This window comes from Ruegeria sp. AM4 (genome assembly GCF_056540665.1).
This window is the reverse complement of record NZ_JBQFXD010000025.1, coordinates 1-16,742: the sequence shown is the minus strand read 5'-3', so window position 1 is coordinate 16,742 and position 16,742 is coordinate 1. Positions and strand designations below refer to the sequence as shown.

Here is a 16,742-nt window from a genome sequence, read left to right as displayed (position 1 = left end):
GATCGTCACGGTTTGCTCCTGTCATGTTCCAGCCCGCGTTAACAGAACTGCGTTCGATCTCACAGGTGGGGACGGAGTTTGCGACAGAACCTCCAAGCCTCTAATCGCCGCAAGTAATTTCAAGGCCGGCTTTCTATTTTCGCCTCGCATTTCCTTCCGCGAGACGCCCTCATCGTTATGAAAATTTTCAGTTCAGCCGCCCATAAAATGTCATGCGGGCTGCCTCGGAAAGCTCGACACCGGGTTCGGCATTGTAAGCCAGTACGGCCAGAATTCGAGTAAGGTCGCCCTCGTTCGGCGCTACCCGGTGTATCGAGTTGCGGCCACGGAAGAACACCAGTGTCCCAGCTTTAGCTTCCACCGTATAAACAGGTACCTTTCCGTCCAGTATTTCGTCGACTTGCTCAAATCCCATTTCGCCGGCATCAGCATCGCGTACAGCATTCACATACTCGAATTTCCCGCCTTTTTCCGGTGCCTGTACCATCAGCGTGATTGCAAAGGACGAGTTGTCAAAGTGCCAACCGAGCTCCTCACCCTTCTCAGCGAAGTGGAGGTTGATGGACGAGAGCGGGTCAGCATATTCATGCATTGCCTCTTCGCCCAGAACATCGCACAGGAAACTGCGAAAAACCGGATCGTTATAAAGTATGCGCAGCGCCGAGCCCTTGGGCATCAGATCGTCGGTGATGCACCCCTTAGACGAGGTTACAAGCCGATTGCGCGCGTGGTCGTCTGCGAAGTCTTCATCTTTCTCGGTCAGGTAAACATTGTGCTGGTTCGTAGATTTGAAGACCTTGTCCTTGTTGGCGAGACCTTCATCGCGGATCGCATCAATCGCATCCTTCTGAACAAAACCCGGCATAACGAAGACGCCGGTATCATCAAACTCGTTCTTACAAGCCGTCCGGAAATCAACGTCGGCAATCGGGAAGGTGTCCAAATCTATAATGTCGCGCAGTTCCATAGAACTCTCCTGAATTCGCGTCTGTTTTGGAGTGGAGTATCAAGAATAGAAGAACAAATAAAATTACTTTTTGTTGCCTTTGGTGTGAAAGAACTTATTCAAGGCACATGGCAAAGATAACACTCAAGCAATGTCTATACTTCAGGGCTGTCGCACAGACCGGTGGCATCACCTCAGCGGCGGAAACCGTGGGTATCTCACAACCGGCCGTGGCTCAGGCGATCGCCAAATTGGAAGATCAAACCGGCCTTATACTGTTTCGACGCTTACACGCGCGCGGCATGGAGCTGACGGCGCAGGGCGTCGAACTTCTGCGATACGCAGAGCAAATGTTGACCTACGCGGATCACATGGAAGTCGCAGCGGCAGATATCGCGGCGCACCGAAAAGGAACTCTGCGTGTGGGTTGCTTGCAGTCGATTGCTCCGTTCTATCTGGCGCGCATTCTCAGTGGCTATCGCCAGAAAGCGCCAGGTGTTGTTCTTGAAGTCGAAGAACGACTGCAAGAGGAATTGATCATTGCGCTTGACCGAAACGAAATCGACTTGGCGATCCTCTACGATCTGGGAATCGATCACACTCGCTTCCAGGTAAAGCCCCTCGCGACTCCGCATCTGTATCTGATCGTCCCGCCAGACCACCGGCTTTCAACCCGAGACTCTGTCTCTATCAGTGAAATTGATGGCGCCGATTTTGTGCTTTTCGATGCGCCTCAAAGTCGGGAGTTCTTTCTCAATCTTTTTTCTTTGTTCGATATTGTGCCCAAAATCGCCTTCCGGTCGTCTTCTATTGAATCTGTGCGATGCCAGGTTGCCAACGGACTTGGGGTTTCGCTTCTCTCAATGAAGCCAGCCGAAAACACAACTTATGATGGTGGCCATGTTGTGCCGATCAGGCTGAGCGAAAAGATGCCCCCGACGCATATCGTGATTGCATCGCGTGCGGATACTCTTGAGAACACTTTGGCGGAACCGTTCATCGCTTATTGTCGTGATGAATTTGGCGACTCATATAGCCTCTAAATCAGATGCGAGTAAGTTTAGCGTCCGTGTGCACTGTTGGCGTTCAGGCTTTGCACTCGCGGTGAATGGCACATTATTACACACCCCTATTGCCTGGGCGAGATACAACTTGCGGCGCAGGCAACGAATGACACCTCGCCCAGCGGTTGGGCTTTGGTGCGCATATCCGGTATGGGCCGTCCGCGTGATCAGTTGATAGCGGGGCAGGGGACTCTGCCGCAAAGCCTCTTGGGTCCGGAATGAGCCAAAGTTCAGTATATCTACATATTAGCGAAAGTCAGCTTTCGGAAAAATTAGGCTTCGCATGCTCAGACTATGGTCTGAAAATCCGTCAGACGTTCGCTTATCGTTGCCCTCCGCAAGATGGTTCAAACTACCCACAAACAGCCATGGAGAACCCCGATGAAGCTTTCCCACCTACTTATGACCACTTCACTTTGTGCGATTGCCACAGGTCCCTTGCTGGCTCAGTCGCGCACTTTCAGCTCTATTGATACGAACGGAGACCGGCAACTTTCATTTGAGGAGCTGGAAGAGGCGTTCGGGCGTCGTGGTGCCAGAGGTATCATTAATCGCAGTGATCTTGACGGCGATGGTCTCGTATCCGCACCAGAAATTCAGGTCTCGCAGGATGACGAACGTGATGACGACGAGTCGGACGACGATGAGCGCGACGATGACGAGCGCGACAGCGATGAAGGCGACGAGAGTGACAGCGACGAAGGTGATGAGAGCGACAGCGACGAAGGCGATGAGAGCGACAGCGACGAAGGTGATGAGAGCGACAGCGACGAAGGCGATGAGAGCGATAGTGACGAAGGCGACGAGAGCGACAGCGACGAAGGTGATGAGAGCGATAGTGACGAAGGCGACGAGAGCGACAGCGACGAAGGCGATGAGAGCGACAGTGACGATCGATGATTGTCGTCTCTGGATAGTAGCTTAAAGATTTCAACGTGACGGATGCCAGCGTTCATTGCGCGAGTTTCCGCAATTCAAAAGAAACTGCGGCCATGACACTGATTGAACAGACCAAGTATGAAAAGCTGTTCTCGACGCCACTATTCTCCTTTGAGGTCAAAGGATACGAGACCGTTAATGCCGAATTGATCAAAGAGGGGAAACGCCTACGCGATCAGAGTGATGGTACTGCAAAGTCAAACAGAGGCGGCTGGCATTCGAAAGGCAATCTGCTCAATGAAAAAGCTCAATGCTTTTCGTTTATGTCGGTCATGGTGGAGACAGCAGTTCTTCAATCCACACGGCGTATCAGTAAAGTCGACCCCGATTCCCTTGATCTAAAACTGTTTGCTTGGATGAACATCAATCCTGTTGGCGCTTTCAATGCGCCGCACACGCACCCCGGTGCGCATTGGTCTGGGGTGTATTATGTTTCCCAGCCAGAGGTTGATGATGAGAAAGCTGGCCGCATCGAGTTTCTGGATCCGCGCAGTGACCTGCCGAACTGGCGTATCCTGAAGGCATCAGCCTTCAATCTGAAGAAAAGTCTGAAGCCGCGGCCAGGCGAGATGGTCCTGTTTCCCTCATACCTGGTACACTGGGTCTACCCGAATACCGCAGATGACGAGCGGATCACTATTGCATTTAATGCGACATTCTCGAAAAAATCGAAGAAAGGCTGACCCTATTCGTCGTTTTAGCGCTCGAACGCTTTGTGGGCGATAAGCGCTGCTTCTACCCGATTTCGTGCGTGGAGTTTTTCAAGGATAGTGGTCATGTAGTGTTTCACGGTTTTTTCCTGAAGCCCGAGTTCGTCGGCGACCTCTCTGTTGCTCTGACCCGTTGCGACCAGTCGTAAAATGTCTTCCTCCCTTTTGGTCAGGTCATCCAAGGGTGAAGCGGCTTCCTGTTCCTTTGTCATGAAAGTCAGCATCTTTGCCGCCAAACTTGGGGAAACATGTGTCTCACCTTTGGCAACGTCGCTCAGGATTGCTCTCAACTCTCGGGCGGACACGCCCTTTAAGATATACGCTTTGGCCCCAAGACGGAGAGCCTCCGAGACGTTTTCACCGTCTTCGGAAACGGTCAGCATTGCGACATGTTTCGCAAGATTCTGAGATGCAATCTGCGCAATCGCTGACAGCCCGCTGCCTGGCATCGACAAATCGAGCAAAGCTATATCGGGCTTCAAAGATGCTGCGAGCTTGATCGCTTCAGTTGCGGATGCGGCCACTCCAACAACCGAAAATGTTCCATGTTCCTCAAGACTCTTCACCAGACCATCCCGAAAGATCGGGTGATCATCTGCAACGAGAACAGTTGTTGTCATGAGCGTGCTCCACCTTGTGGTAAGGAGAAAACGGCGGTTGTCCCATGCTCGGGTTGCGATTGAACGTCGAGGCGTCCCCCCAAGGGAAGCAATCTGTCGCGTATTCCGAACAATCCTTGCCCGCTGACTTCCTGGAGGATTGGATTGTCGGCCACGAAACCGACGCCATCATCTGAAACAGTGACCGTTACTTCGGTTGCCGACTGCTGATATGTCACCGTGACCATCGCCGCCATTGCATGTTTGTGAGTATTGGCCAGCAATTCCTGAGTCACGCGGTAAAGCGCAAGTTTCATCGGAGCCTCTGCCTGAATGGGCGGGTGGTCTCTCGCTTCGAATTTCACGTCAGCTCCAAAAGCCTTATTGTGGTCACTAACGGCTCTTCTGACCGTTTCCGCGGGAGTCAGGACGTCAATGTCCGGAAGTGCAAGCCCGCGTGAGATCGCGCGAAGTTCCGTCATTGCATTCGCCAGAGCGTCTCGGATCGTCGCGGCGTCTTCCGTGTCATTGAGACCAGCCCCTTCGAGACGCAAAGCCAGAAGGGACAAATGTTGCGCAACCCCGTCATGCAAATCTAACCCGATCCGTTGCATGACGCGGTCTGCCTGCGATGTCGAACGCGTCGCTGCCGCTGTTACGCGTTCTTTAAGGTCTTTGTTCTTGTTCAGTTGCTGCAATAGATCTTTGCGCTGTCTCTCGATCAGACGGCTTCCTGCATGAACTATGCCAAACAGCAGCACACCGCTTACGAGAAACACCGCTGAAACCATGTACCACGTTTGTCTGCGCGCTTGCACGAGATCGTCGAGCAGATCCTCAGCGCGACGATAAAATTCGATAACGGTGACAACTTCGCCGTTTGCGATATTGCGGATCGGCACGTAGACGCCAAGCAACGGCAATTCTATTGATGCAACATCCGCCAAATCACGCAATTGAATCACTTCGTACTCAGCGGCAACGTGCCCTTGCCAGGCTTGCGCCAGCGCAGCAGAGATCTGAAATTTTCGGTCTTCTAGCAATGGATCATACGAAGCGAGAACAGTCCCATCCCGCGCCCACACTTTGTAAGTAACAACCTGTGCTTGGAGTGCACCATCGATGAACACCCGACGCAACTCGTCTTTATTGTCCTCAGAGAATGACTCAGAAGTGGTTTGCAGGAATGAAAGTTGCGGAATGAGGCTTTCAAAATAGAGCGCCGCCGCCGCGCCGTAGTTTTCTGTGACACCGGCTTCAATTCGCTTGCTGGCCCATGATCCCAGTACGAGAGCAGCGCCCAACATAACAATAAAGCCGAAAGCAAAGAACCTCATTGAGAGGGTAGATTGAGACAACACGTGTTTCAAACGCGGCAACATGTTGAACAACATGGCCATTTATTGTTCTCACCACAATCGACTTTGGTCTGAATGCTGATGCCAAGTGCGTCAGAGCCGTGATAACCGCCGTGTACAAAATTGATATTTCAACACGAATGGGTGTCTTGTAAGCGGACTTCTGATTTCCAAACATTAACGTCAGCAATGTCCGCATTGCTGTCATTTATGATACCACCAAACGCAGAGTAACAGACCGGAAGCGTCGGATGTCTGCTCTGAGCCCATAGTTCCATATGCTGCATGTGGAAGAAGTGACTGCGAAGCTCTGATTGCTGTCATTGGCTGCTATCAGATCATTCTCGGTCAATCGGTGTCGAGCAACACGGGCACCCGCATTAGAGCCGTTGACAGCGGTACTTTGGACCTGGACTCATTGGAAACCAGCAGCATGGTCACGCAGAACCTGCGACAAACTTGCTAGCAATACTCGTGAGGCCGACTCTCCAACCCACGTCGGACTTAAATTTCGGCCTATCAATTTCCCTGATTCCGAGCTTCCAGCCGCTCCAGGTTTACAACCGTCGAAAGCATCAGACGATCATGGCTCCAATCCTGAGTTTGACGCACCGAGGCCGAACCAATGGCAAGCATAACAACCAAGGAAAGAGTCGAGCCAATGAAGATAGCCGATATTTGGGTTGTCGTTACCGGCGCATCGGTCAGTGCGATCACACGCTGGCGCAGAACAAACTTTGCCTTCGGCCCGTTAACCAGGGCCACATGAAGAATGCGAGGGTTTTTCAGCTTAACTGATCGTGTGCAGTAGTCCAGTAGACAGGCGGTATAGTCGGTCGCATCAATCCCTTTGCGCGAGACGACAGACTGATCGCAGGCTAATTCGCGAAGCCGATCAAACTGATGTTTCATGGCCAGATAGGCCGGGTTCCAGAACAGCAGCGGGCGCAGAAGCTCGAAAGCCAATTCCCATTCCACGTCCAGCGCGCGGATGTGCTGGAATTCATGTGCCAGAGCGAAGCGCAAATCGCGTGGCGAGTTTAGCAAATGGCTGGGCAAAATGACGTGACGACGACGAAGGCCGCGCACTGCAAACGGCACGGTTACGCGATCTGAAAGACGAATGTCCACCTTTGCCGATCGTCGCCAAAGAAAGCTGGACCGTACGGCTTTGCGAATTGTAAGCGCGTTGCGGACAACCCGAATTGCCAGAACAGCCGAAAGAAGAACCAGCGCAATCAACGCGCAAGTCACGAAGCCAGAGCCGCCTGACAAGACATAGTCGAGCCAGCGTTCGCGCGTATTCAAAAGGGTTTCGAACTGCGCAGCTGGTATGGCGATTTCGCCGCGAAGATAGGCTGCCACTGCGATATCCCCCAGCGCAACAAAACGTCCGGGCCATACCTGAGCAACAAAACCCGAAACACCCATCGCCAGAACCGGGCTGAGCATCACGCCGATGCAAAGTATCTTGAGCGAACGAAGCTGAGCAACAAAGCCGTACCGCATGGGCGTCAGCGCAAGGCCTCCACGCACGGCCAGCCAGATCAGCGCCGACAATCCAAGCACAATGTTGAACTCGAGAAACGCATCGAGAACCGGTTTAACCGCTGTCATTTTGCAGTCTCCTCTCTACCAGTGCTCGAATCTCCTCTAGATCATCTTCTGTGAGCCCCTCATCGTCGACCAGCCTTGCAACCAGAGTCGCAGGCGTGTCGTCAAACAGGGTCCGGGACAAATTCTGCAACGACCGCGACTGATACCTGTCCTTCTCCAGAAGGGGTCTGTAGATCAGCGACTTGCCGTTCTTCTCGCTTTCGACAAAGCCCTTTTCATCAAGGATCCGCAAAATTGTGGCTCCGGAAGTGTAGGCCAGATTGCGATCAGGTGGCAGGCGATCAAGGACTTCACGGACCGAGCCCTGACCAAGCGCCCAGAGTTCGTTCATGAACTCAAGTTCCACGTCGGTCAGAAGATTTGTAGTCTTTTTCTTTCGCATCGATCTCGGTGTCGCCATTTATTAGTATGCCTGACAGACAAGCATCCTTTCGCTGTTTCGCAAAGCCTAAACTTTCCAGAAGACGAAGACGCCCCAACCGATGGACAGGAAAAGGGGCGCCCAAACAGGTTGGCCCACCAGCCCGAGCCAGGCCAGGAAAACATAGGTCGAGCCCAGCAGTGTTATAAATAACCGATCCCCCAACGTGGTTGTCAGGCCAAGTACACCGCGTCGTTCAAGTCCGTCGCGGAACTTGAACCCTTCCAATAGTCCAATTAGAGCGATGGCCGAGAATATACCTACGAATACCGCCAACGTCGCCGGGGTCCAGGCCATCCAGAAATCGGGCCACAGAGGGGCGGTCCACGAGAATCCTTTTTCCTCTTGCTGGCCAACATTGCCCCACCCGGCTTGCTGGGCGAATACCATCGAAGGCAGGAAGGGGAGGGTGAGAAGAAGTCTACGCATATCGAACCTCACACACGGCCCATCGCGAAACCGCGCGCGATGTAGTTGCGGACAAACCAGATGACAATGGCTCCGGGTATGATGGTGAGCGTACCGGCAGCCGCCAGCAGGCCAAGTTCATATCCCGCGCTGGAAGCCGTGCGTGTCATCACGGCGGCGATGGGTTTGGCCTCCACCGCCGTCAGGGTTTTGGCGAGCAGCATCTCCACCCACGAGAACATAAAGCAGAAGAAAGCCGCGACACCCACGCCCGCTTTGATATTGGGCAGGAAGATCGCCACGAAAAAGCGCGGGAAGGAGTAACCATCGACATAGGCCGTCTCATCCAGCTCCTTAGGGATACCTCGCATGAAGCCTTCCAAAATCCAAACCGCCAGCGGCACGTTGAATAGCGTGTGCGCCAGAGCCACGGCCAGATAGGTGTCGAACAAGTGAATCGAGGAATAGAGCTGAAAAAAAGGCAGTGCGAACACCGCCGCCGGGGCCATCCGGTTGGTCAGCAACCAAAAAAACAGCTGTTTGTCACCCAGGAATCGATAGCGCGAGAACGCATAGGCCGCAGGCAGGGCAACACAAACCGACAGCACCGTGTTGATCGTCACGTAGATTATCGAGTTGATATAGCCCCAGTACCATGTCGGATCGGTGAAAATGGTGATGTAATTCTCAAGCGTGAAGGTCTGGGGAAACAGGGAAAAGCCCGACAAGATCTCGTTCGTGGTTTTGAAGGACATCGCCACCAGCCAATAGATCGGCAGCATCAAGAACGCGATATAGAGGATCGGGATAAGGGACCGCTTTCTCATTGCGCGTCATCCTTTGTCATCAGAGTATAGAATACCCAAGAGACCAGCAGCGTGATGGCGAAATAGATCAGGCTCATCGCGGCCGCGGGGCCAAGGTCGAACTGTCCCAGCGCGATCTTCACAAGATCGATCGACAACAGCGTGGTTGAATTGCCGGGGCCGCCGCCGGTCAGCACGAAGGGTTCGGTATAGATGTTGAAACTGTCCATGAACCGCAGCAGCACCGCGATGGTCAGGACGGTCTTCATCTTGGGCAATTGGATGTAACGGAACACCGACCACGGGCTGGCACCGTCGATCTTCGCGGCTTGGTAGTATGCATCAGGGATCGAGACGAGCCCCGCGTAGCACAGCAGCACGACCAGCGAGGTCCAGTGCCAGACATCCATCACGATAACCGTGATCCAGGCCGAGATCGGCTGTTGCGTCATGTCATAGTTGATGCCCAGAACATCATTCAGGAAATACCCCAGCAACCCGATCTTGGGCAGCGTGAAGATGTTCCACATCGAGCCGACAACGTTCCACGGGATCAGCATCGGCAGTGCCATCAGAACCAGACAGACCGGCACCCAGAACCCTTTGCGCGGCATTGACAGGGCAACGATAATGCCAAGGGGCACCTCGATCAGCAGGATCAGGAAGGTGAACAGGAACTGTCGCCCTAAGGCTGCCTGAAACCGGTCCGAGCGCAGGATTTGCTCGAACCAACCGAGCCCTTCCCAGAAGAACTGATTGTTGCCGAAGGTTTCCTGCACCGAGTAGTTGACTACTGTCATCATCGGCACCAGCGCGTTGAACGCCACCAGCGCCAGAACCGGCAGGACAAAGAACCATGCTCTCTGGTTTTCCGTTCTCATTGCGCCCGCTCCTCGGTAGCGATCCAGCCGTCGCGGTAGACGCGGGATTGTTCAGGTTTGAATTGCAGGAAGACCTGTGAGCCAGGCTCGGGCACCACATTTTCCGTCACAGCCTTCAGCGCGGTATTGCCGACCATGGCGCTGACCACATAATGGCGCCCAATGTCCGAAACTTTGGTTACGTGTGCCGGGATGCCCGTGTCGCCGAAGCCTACATATTCAGGGCGGATGCCCAGATCGGTGCGGCCTCCGTCGCCGTGGGTCGGGCCTTCCAGCATCACCTCATGCCCTTCGAACACGGCGCGGTCGCCCTTGGCTTCACACGGCAACACATTCATGCCAGGGGAGCCGATGAAGTGGCCAACAAAGGTGTGTTGGGGCCGCTCGAATAGCTCAACGGGCGTGCCGATCTGAACCACTTCACCTTCCTGCATCACGACCACTTCGTCGGCGAAGGTCAGTGCTTCGGTCTGGTCGTGGGTGACGTAGATCATCGTGGCCTGCACACGCTGGTGCAGCTCTTTAAGCTTGGACCGCAGTTTCCATTTCAAATGGGGGTCGATCACTGTCAGCGGTTCATCGAACATTACTGCGTTCACGTCATCGCGGACTAGACCGCGGCCCATCGAAATCTTCTGCTTGTTGTCCGGGCTAAGGCCGCTTGCTCGGGTGTTCAGCATATCCGTGACGTCCAGCATCTCGGCAATTTCATCAACGCGACGCTTGATCGTATCCGGGTCAACACCGCGGTTTTTTAACGGAAATGCTAGGTTTTCGCCGACGGTCATCGTGTCGTAGATCACCGGAAACTGGAACACTTGCGCAATGTTGCGCTGATCGGGGGGCAGAGCAGTCACGTCCTGCCCGTCGAACAGGATCTGCCCCTCGGACGGGGTCAGAAGACCCGAGATAATGTTCAGCAACGTGGACTTGCCGCAGCCCGATGGCCCCAAAAGTGCATAGGCCCCGCCGTCGCGCCATGTCACGTCGATTTCCTTCAACGCATAATCCTCAGGGCCTTTCGGCGCGGTCATATAACTGTGTCGCAGGTTAGAAAGCTTGATCTGTGCCATTTCAGGCTACCCTTTTGCCGTCTTGGCCGAAATACCGGCAATGGGCCGGGTTCATGTAGAAACTATGATCCTCGCCCACCTGATAGGGGTGGACACCTGAAGCAAGTGATACCCAAGCATCATCCCCATGCTGGAAATGTGCGCTGGAATCCGAGCCCGACAGCTCGGTCACGATCACGCGGCCCGTTAATTCCACATCTGCACCAGAAGTTCGGAAAGGTGTCACGCGATGCGGACGCACGGCGACCATGTAATCCCCATCCGCAATGCCCGAGACCGCCCATCCGCCGCCGCCTGCCAACTGGGCCTGTGCGTCCGAGACGGTTATGCGACCCACATTGATCGGCGGGTCAGAGAACACACGCGCGGCGGCGATGTTTTCTGGGTTTCGATAGATATCAGCGGTCGGGCCAAATTGGGTGACGTGGCCGTCCTCCATCAGTGCTGTGTAGCCCCCCAGCAAAAGCGCCTCTTCCGGTTCCGATGTCGCGTAAACCACGACTGCGCCACGGCCTGCAAACAGGTCGGGCAATTGCTCGCGGAGTTCTTCGCGCAGTTTGTAGTCCAGGTTTGCCAACGGTTCGTCGAGGAAAACCGCGCGGCTTTCCTTGGCAATCGCACGGGCCAGCGCGGTGCGTTGTTGTTGCCCGCCCGACAACTCATGTGGGCGGCGGTGTAACATCGGGCGCAGTTGAAGCAGATCTGCGGCTTCTTCCACGCGACCCTCGATCTCGGACTTTGCCATGCCCGCAACGCGCAACGGAGAGGCGATGTTGTCGAACACGGTCATATGCGGGTAGTTCACAAAGAACTGGTGCACCAGGCTGATCTGCCGCTTCTGCGTGTTCAGTTTGGTCACATCCTGACCATCCATGAAGACCTTGCCCGAGGCAATCGGGTCCAGCCCGGCCATCATCTTGATCAGAGAGGTCTTGCCCGATCCAGTCGCGCCCAGCAGCACATTGAAATGGCCGGTCTGCAGCTTCAGATTGGTTGGTTTAATATGGATGACGTTGCCGACCCGCTTGGTCGCGTCCTGTAGTTCGATCATTTTCGCGAATTCCGATCCCGCAGCGCGCCCGCGCTGTCTTGGTCTTGGTGTGGGGATGCCGCGAACGGCACCCCCGGTTGCTTTAGCTTACTGAGACTGCCAGCGCTGAACCAGCTCGTCATAGTTGACAGTCTGGCCTTGCGGCTTTTCGTTCTCAAGTTTGGCCTTGGGCGAGCCCGGCTTTTCCAGCCAGAAGGCGGCATCTTGCGGCTCGTTCAGGCGCGGTCCGCATCCACCGTAAACACCGGCGCTTTCATCCGCGGCCTGCATACGGGCCATGGTGATGTCCATCTCTTCGGCAAGACGGTCCATCGCCTCTTGCGGAGTAAACGCGCCCGAATTCACGTCACCGATTTGCTGCCACCAGATCTGGGCCAGCTTCGGATAATCCGGAACGTTGATGCCGGTCGGCGACCATGCCACGCGGTCAGGCGAGCGATAGAACTCGACCAGACCACCCAGCTTGGGCGCGCGTTCGGTGAAGCTCTCGTGGTTGACCGAACTGTCGCGGATGAATGTCAGACCCACATGGGACTTTTTCACATCGACAGTCTTGGACGTCACGAACTGAGCGTACAGCCATGCTGCCTGAGCACGATCCGCAGGTGTCGATTTCAGGAAGGTCCAGGAACCCACATCCTGATAACCAACCTTCTGGCCTTCTTCCCAGTAGGGGCCATGCGGGCTGGGCGCCATCCGCCAAAGTGGCGTGCCTTCATCGTCGACGGTGTTGTTGCCTTCGGACTTGGGCTTGACCATGTCGGCGGTAAACGCGGTGTACCAGAATATCTGCTGGGCCACATTGCCTTGGCTGAGCGCCGGCAGCGACTGATAGAAGTCATAGCTTGCGGCACCCGGAGGCGCATAGTTCCGCAGCCATTCATCCCACTTGCGGATCGCGTAGACCGCAGCCGGACCGTTTGCAGCACCACCGCGCGAAACGGACGCACCGACCGGATTACATGTGCCCGCTTCCATGCGAATGCCCCATTCGTCGACGGGAACGCCGTTCGGCTCGCCCACGTCACCGGCACCAGCCATCGACAGCCAGGCGTCTGTCATGCGCCATCCGAGGTCAGGCGCGCGCTTGCCATAGTCCATGTGGCCATAGATCGCGACGCCATCGACTTCTTTCACGTCATTGGTGAAGAACTCGGCGATGTCCTCATAGGCCGACCAGTTGACCGGAACGCCCAGATCATAGCCGTACTTCTCTTTGAACGCGGCTTTGTTGGCCTCATCATCGAACCAGTCCTTACGGAACCAATAGAGGTTGGCGAACTGCTGGTCGGGCAGCTGATACAGCTTGCCATCCGGGCCGGTGGTGAACTGAATGCCCATGAAGTCATCCAGATCCAGCGTCGGCGAAGTTGTCGCCGCCCAGTCGCCGCCCATCATATCGGTCAGCGGATAGGCCAACTGCAGGCGCGAATGCGTTCCGATCAAGTCGCTGTCGTTGACATAACCATCATACAGGTTCCGCCCGGTTTGCAGCTGAGTCTGAACGGCCTGAACCACTTCACCTTCGCCGAGAATCTGGTGATTGACCTTGATCCCTGTGATTTCCTCGAACGCCTTTGTCAGAACCTCGGATTCATAGGAATGCGTCGGGATACCCTCGGACAGGACATTGATTTCCATGCCCGAGTACGGTTGTGCAGCTTCGATGAACCACTTCATTTCGGACAACTGTTCGTCCTTCGACAAGGTCGATGGCTGGAATTCGTCGTCAATCCAACGTTGTGCTGCGGCTTCGTCGGCCCAAACAGGACCTTGCCCCGCAATGACGGCCGCTGCCGCCACGGCGGAAAGTAGATGTCTCCGCATCTGTCTCCTCCCAAGATTATGTGATCCGGCGCAGACCGGATGGCATTCAGCATCGGTGATATTTGGCGCAGCTGTCAAACTAAAATTTTAGTAATAGAAGAACATGTTGTTAAGTATATGTTAATAAATATTATTTTTACTATCGAGGCGTTTAAGATCTAAAATTTTTGCAATCAACTGGTATCCGTGGGTGCTGAAAACATCGCGGAACTAATTCTTGAACCGGCTTAACACCCGCTGCTCAAATGCGAATTGGGTGAAACACAAGGCTGATGTCTGCTAACTTCAAGGTTCAACTTGCCTGTTCGAAATTTGCAGCGAAAGTTTACTTTCCCGCCCGACCGGCAGGGGAGCCGCAGTCGCGATCCGCCAGCAGCTGCCGTTCGAGCAACCGCAGCGAACTCACCCTTTGTCCGTTTCTTGCCAATTCATGCGACACACAGCAAAGGGCGCTCTATCTCGGAACGGTCGTTCATGGATCTCGCGACGAAGGTGCCACGAGAGCCCAGACTGTGAATTCGGTTTTCTCGCTGCAAGCACACACTGCACTGATTTTGCCGCGTGCGCATCATCTCGAGCAAGGAAATGCAGCGCAAAGAACGTCCATTCATGCCCGGCGCAGCGTAACTTCGTCAGCCAATAAGGGAAAAGAGGACAAAATGGCCATTTTACGACAAGGCAGAAAGGACCGGTTTTAAGGCCAAATCTGTCGTGTCAGGTACTATTCGTCTGCTAACCTAGCCAGAACCACTTTGAAAGTGGCACCAAGTTCGATCCGTCCATCTGATTGTCGAAAAGGCGCGATGGCTGACAGATGTGCTTTATCCACCGCATCTTTCCCTGCCAAGCTTATTGCTTTGGCCGCGACGCCAGATGACGCAAGGCCGGCAATCGCAGCCTGTTCGTCGGGATAGAACCAGGGACTATCAACATCGAATAAATCATACGGTTCGAATCCGCCTTTCTCGACGAATTGACGCAACACAGAGTCGTCAGACAAAGCAAATGGACCCGGTGCGTTGGGCGGTGGTGGCGGCAATAGCGGCATTAATACTGTCACCACTTCAGCGGCCTCCATGCCTTCCGGGTCGCCCCAGGTCGCAATGGCAATTGTGCCACCGGGTGCAAGGACACGCTTCACTTCTGACAAAGCCTCAGCGACGTCCCCGGCATATTGGATGGCGTTGAAACTTGTCACCAGATCAAAGCTGCCGCCCTGGTACGGCAGTTCCTGCAAATCCCCCACGCGGAAGGTTGCAGCAGGTAACCGAGACTGAGCAATGTCGATCAATGCGCGTGATGCATCTAGACCAGTCACTACCGCACCCAGCGCACTGGCCTTTGCTGCGGCCAAACCTGCACCGCACCCGATATCAAGATGTCTTGTCCCTTCGCTCACGCCAGTGCGGTCCAGCACGGCGTCGAATACGGGCGCGATTGAAGCTTCCTGGTATTTTGCCCAATCCTGTGCCCGATGGCCCCACAGCTCTCCGTTGGTGACCCCGGTCATTGTGTTGTTCTGTGTCATCGCCTATCTCCTCATTTTGCGATGACCAACTCAACCACGGTCCATTTCAGTCAAAGTAGTGCGCAGGAAGTATTGATGCCGATACTTCAGACGTACTGGTACTGACATCATTGCCGGGTATGATAGGCACTGAGGAGATTGCCATGAACATGAAACCCTATGGTCTCTTGTGCCCGATTTCCCGCGCCAGCCAATTGCTGGAACCGCGTTGGACCATTCCGATCCTGACCGAAATCTGGGCTGGGGCCACCCGGTTCAACACATTGCGACGACGCTTGGGCAGCATCTCCCCCGGCGTGCTGTCACGGCGACTTTCAGAGATGGAGTCCAACGGGCTGGTCGAGCGTATTGAAGATAAGGCCACTGGTTCAGTAGACTATTTCCGTACACCGAAATCTGAAGCTCTGGAGCCGGCTATCAAAGCGCTTGGCGTCTGGGCCCAGCAGAACATCGAAGCCGAAGTCGCACTCGCGGGACGTTAGCCTCGCCGATGATGTGGAAATGCCAAAGCGTGCTCCAGAAAGATGCCTTACCTGACAAGCGATCAGTGATCCGTTTTCATTTTCAGGATGAACCGACGGACTACGACACATTCTGGTTTCTGGCCCAGCGAGGAGCACCTCCTGAACTTTGCGTTCACGATCCTGATCTTGAGGTTGATTTGTATGTTGAAACCACATTGGTCGCGATGGGCGGCATCATCATGGGACGCACCACATTGGCTAGAGAGACAGAACTGGGGTCTTTCTTTCTTAGCGGTGATCCAAGACTGGCCCGGACATTTCAAGAATGGCTGCCGCCTGCACCCTACGCCAAAGTTCCTGATATCCTTCCATTGCGAACGGAATGAAAAACCGGACATCTGCTTATAGCGCTGCATTCGAGAGGTCTGGGCTTTACTGACACCTTCGCCGCAATTTCAAGCAGCATAAAGTAAGGGTCGTTAGTAGGTTTCGGAATAGGCTGCACATTGGGCAGGCACGTCCAGATCAGCGACATGGGCAATCTCGGAGTCTTTGTGCGCGAGATGAACTTCCATGAGGTTCTGTCGCAATTTTCTTTGAGAGTTGTATAGACGAAACTGGAGAGGCGATTATCCCACCAGCTGGATAAACCGCTGAAACGGATGGAGCCCGGGCGTGAATTGGCCTTTACGGATCATGTTGACCAGTTCTATGCCTGACAGGACGGATGCGGCTGAAACGATAGATTTGAACCCCAGCATGAGTCTGATTCTTCGTTTGATGAAGCGGTGATCCTGTTCAATGATGTTGTTGAGGTATTTCCGTCTGACCATCTCAATCGGGATCGGGCAACCAAAGCCTTTCAACATCTTGTTGATCGCCTTGATGCCAGCGGTGTTGGCGTCACTTTTGTCGATGACGATCTAGCGCGGTAGGCCGTTCACCTCGAGAGTGCGGGCGAAGAACCTCGTCGCAGCGGCCTTGTTCCGACGCTCGGACAGCATGAAATCAAGGGTCTTGCTGTGTATATTGATCGCTCGATAAAGATAT

17 protein-coding genes and 1 pseudogene are annotated in these 16,742 nt (G+C 54.5%); 5 read left to right on the top strand and 13 right to left on the bottom strand.

Features of this window, described 5'->3' with window-relative positions; all coding sequences use genetic code 11:
• Positions 1–187: 187 nt before the first annotated feature.
• Positions 188–967 carry a HalD/BesD family halogenase gene (locus tag ACR0JA_RS23350; RefSeq protein WP_480580271.1) on the bottom strand — a complete coding sequence of 260 codons (780 nt, stop codon included), beginning with the start codon at positions 965–967 and terminating at the stop codon, positions 188–190.
• 26 nt (positions 968–993) lie between these two features.
• On the opposite strand from ACR0JA_RS23350, the gene ACR0JA_RS23345 reads away from it, so the two are divergent.
• The 3 genes from ACR0JA_RS23345 (at position 994) to ACR0JA_RS23335 (ending at position 3,632) form a co-directional block, all read left to right on the top strand.
• The gene (locus ACR0JA_RS23345) at positions 994–1,989 is read left to right on the top strand and encodes a LysR family transcriptional regulator (RefSeq protein ID WP_480580269.1); all 996 of its coding nucleotides are present in this window, start codon (positions 994–996) and stop codon (positions 1,987–1,989) included.
• Positions 1,990–2,391: 402 nt separating this feature from the next.
• The gene (locus ACR0JA_RS23340) at positions 2,392–2,910 is read left to right on the top strand and encodes an EF-hand domain-containing protein (RefSeq protein WP_480580266.1); all 519 of its coding nucleotides are present in this window, start codon (positions 2,392–2,394) and stop codon (positions 2,908–2,910) included.
• Positions 2,911–3,002: 92 nt separating this feature from the next.
• Positions 3,003–3,632, top strand: a complete 630-nt coding sequence (locus tag ACR0JA_RS23335; protein ID WP_480580263.1) for a 2OG-Fe(II) oxygenase family protein — start codon at positions 3,003–3,005, stop codon at positions 3,630–3,632.
• A gap of 14 nt (positions 3,633–3,646) precedes the next feature.
• On the opposite strand, the gene ACR0JA_RS23330 is transcribed toward ACR0JA_RS23335, so the two are convergent.
• The 11 genes from ACR0JA_RS23330 to ACR0JA_RS23280 all read right to left on the bottom strand — a co-directional run bounded on the left by ACR0JA_RS23330 (position 3,647) and on the right by ACR0JA_RS23280 (position 15,228).
• Positions 3,647–4,279 (bottom strand): response regulator, encoded by a 633-nt coding sequence (locus tag ACR0JA_RS23330; protein ID WP_480580260.1) that lies wholly within the window; start codon positions 4,277–4,279, stop codon positions 3,647–3,649.
• Complete coding sequence (locus tag ACR0JA_RS23325; RefSeq protein ID WP_480580257.1) at positions 4,276–5,658, bottom strand: sensor histidine kinase; 1,383 nt, start codon at positions 5,656–5,658, stop codon at positions 4,276–4,278. The genes ACR0JA_RS23330 and ACR0JA_RS23325 overlap by 4 nt, the downstream gene beginning before the upstream one ends.
• A 477-nt stretch (positions 5,659–6,135) precedes the next feature.
• Positions 6,136–7,233: a M56 family metallopeptidase gene (locus tag ACR0JA_RS23320; protein WP_480580254.1), complete on the bottom strand. Its 1,098-nt coding sequence runs from the start codon at positions 7,231–7,233 to the stop codon at positions 6,136–6,138.
• A complete protein-coding gene (locus ACR0JA_RS23315) occupies positions 7,220–7,615 on the bottom strand; it encodes a BlaI/MecI/CopY family transcriptional regulator (RefSeq protein WP_008759241.1) in 396 nt (131 codons plus the stop codon). Before ACR0JA_RS23315 ends, ACR0JA_RS23320 begins: the two co-directional genes overlap by 14 nt.
• A gap of 66 nt (positions 7,616–7,681) precedes the next feature.
• Positions 7,682–8,083 carry a DUF2160 domain-containing protein gene (locus ACR0JA_RS23310; RefSeq protein ID WP_480580251.1) on the bottom strand — a complete coding sequence of 134 codons (402 nt, stop codon included), beginning with the start codon at positions 8,081–8,083 and terminating at the stop codon, positions 7,682–7,684.
• 8 nt (positions 8,084–8,091) lie between these two features.
• Positions 8,092–8,889: a carbohydrate ABC transporter permease gene (locus ACR0JA_RS23305; RefSeq protein ID WP_480580248.1), complete on the bottom strand. Its 798-nt coding sequence runs from the start codon at positions 8,887–8,889 to the stop codon at positions 8,092–8,094.
• Positions 8,886–9,749 (bottom strand): carbohydrate ABC transporter permease, encoded by an 864-nt coding sequence (locus ACR0JA_RS23300; protein ID WP_480580245.1) that lies wholly within the window; start codon positions 9,747–9,749, stop codon positions 8,886–8,888. Before ACR0JA_RS23300 ends, ACR0JA_RS23305 begins: the two co-directional genes overlap by 4 nt.
• Positions 9,746–10,822 carry an ABC transporter ATP-binding protein gene (locus ACR0JA_RS23295; protein ID WP_480580242.1) on the bottom strand — a complete coding sequence of 359 codons (1,077 nt, stop codon included), beginning with the start codon at positions 10,820–10,822 and terminating at the stop codon, positions 9,746–9,748. Before ACR0JA_RS23295 ends, ACR0JA_RS23300 begins: the two co-directional genes overlap by 4 nt.
• Before the next feature lies 1 nt (position 10,823).
• Positions 10,824–11,873 (bottom strand): ABC transporter ATP-binding protein, encoded by a 1,050-nt coding sequence (locus tag ACR0JA_RS23290; RefSeq protein WP_480580239.1) that lies wholly within the window; start codon positions 11,871–11,873, stop codon positions 10,824–10,826.
• A gap of 87 nt (positions 11,874–11,960) precedes the next feature.
• Positions 11,961–13,700: an ABC transporter substrate-binding protein gene (locus tag ACR0JA_RS23285; protein ID WP_480580236.1), complete on the bottom strand. Its 1,740-nt coding sequence runs from the start codon at positions 13,698–13,700 to the stop codon at positions 11,961–11,963.
• Between the two features lie 721 nt (positions 13,701–14,421).
• Positions 14,422–15,228 carry a class I SAM-dependent methyltransferase gene (locus ACR0JA_RS23280; RefSeq protein WP_480580233.1) on the bottom strand — a complete coding sequence of 269 codons (807 nt, stop codon included), beginning with the start codon at positions 15,226–15,228 and terminating at the stop codon, positions 14,422–14,424.
• Between the two features lie 143 nt (positions 15,229–15,371).
• On the opposite strand from ACR0JA_RS23280, the gene ACR0JA_RS23275 reads away from it, so the two are divergent.
• Together ACR0JA_RS23275 and ACR0JA_RS23270 are read left to right on the top strand one after the other, a co-directional pair.
• Positions 15,372–15,710 carry a winged helix-turn-helix transcriptional regulator gene (locus ACR0JA_RS23275; protein ID WP_480580230.1) on the top strand — a complete coding sequence of 113 codons (339 nt, stop codon included), beginning with the start codon at positions 15,372–15,374 and terminating at the stop codon, positions 15,708–15,710.
• A gap of 29 nt (positions 15,711–15,739) precedes the next feature.
• Complete coding sequence (locus ACR0JA_RS23270; protein WP_480580227.1) at positions 15,740–16,078, top strand: hypothetical protein; 339 nt, start codon at positions 15,740–15,742, stop codon at positions 16,076–16,078.
• A gap of 243 nt (positions 16,079–16,321) precedes the next feature.
• On the opposite strand, the pseudogene ACR0JA_RS23265 reads toward ACR0JA_RS23270, so the two are convergent.
• A pseudogene (locus ACR0JA_RS23265) lies at positions 16,322–16,742 on the bottom strand (IS6 family transposase); the annotation flags it as partial.

Bases quoted from the DNA above. Each gene is read 5' to 3' on its own strand.
- ACR0JA_RS23350 (WP_480580271.1), bottom strand. From the start codon at position 967: ATGGAACTGCGCGACATTATAGATTTGGACACCTTCCCGATTGCCGAC.
- ACR0JA_RS23340 (WP_480580266.1), top strand. From the start codon at position 2,392: ATGAAGCTTTCCCACCTACTTATGACCACTTCACTTTGTGCGATTGCC.
- ACR0JA_RS23335 (WP_480580263.1), top strand. From the start codon at position 3,003: ATGACACTGATTGAACAGACCAAGTATGAAAAGCTGTTCTCGACGCCA.
- ACR0JA_RS23330 (WP_480580260.1), bottom strand. From the start codon at position 4,279: ATGACAACAACTGTTCTCGTTGCAGATGATCACCCGATCTTTCGGGAT.
- ACR0JA_RS23325 (WP_480580257.1), bottom strand. From the start codon at position 5,658: ATGGCCATGTTGTTCAACATGTTGCCGCGTTTGAAACACGTGTTGTCT.
- ACR0JA_RS23320 (WP_480580254.1), bottom strand. From the start codon at position 7,233: ATGACAGCGGTTAAACCGGTTCTCGATGCGTTTCTCGAGTTCAACATT.
- ACR0JA_RS23315 (WP_008759241.1), bottom strand. From the start codon at position 7,615: ATGCGAAAGAAAAAGACTACAAATCTTCTGACCGACGTGGAACTTGAG.
- ACR0JA_RS23310 (WP_480580251.1), bottom strand. From the start codon at position 8,083: ATGCGTAGACTTCTTCTCACCCTCCCCTTCCTGCCTTCGATGGTATTC.
- ACR0JA_RS23305 (WP_480580248.1), bottom strand. From the start codon at position 8,889: ATGAGAAAGCGGTCCCTTATCCCGATCCTCTATATCGCGTTCTTGATG.
- ACR0JA_RS23300 (WP_480580245.1), bottom strand. From the start codon at position 9,749: ATGAGAACGGAAAACCAGAGAGCATGGTTCTTTGTCCTGCCGGTTCTG.
- ACR0JA_RS23295 (WP_480580242.1), bottom strand. From the start codon at position 10,822: ATGGCACAGATCAAGCTTTCTAACCTGCGACACAGTTATATGACCGCG.
- ACR0JA_RS23290 (WP_480580239.1), bottom strand. From the start codon at position 11,873: ATGATCGAACTACAGGACGCGACCAAGCGGGTCGGCAACGTCATCCAT.
- ACR0JA_RS23285 (WP_480580236.1), bottom strand. From the start codon at position 13,700: ATGCGGAGACATCTACTTTCCGCCGTGGCGGCAGCGGCCGTCATTGCG.
- ACR0JA_RS23280 (WP_480580233.1), bottom strand. From the start codon at position 15,228: ATGACACAGAACAACACAATGACCGGGGTCACCAACGGAGAGCTGTGG.
- ACR0JA_RS23275 (WP_480580230.1), top strand. From the start codon at position 15,372: ATGAACATGAAACCCTATGGTCTCTTGTGCCCGATTTCCCGCGCCAGC.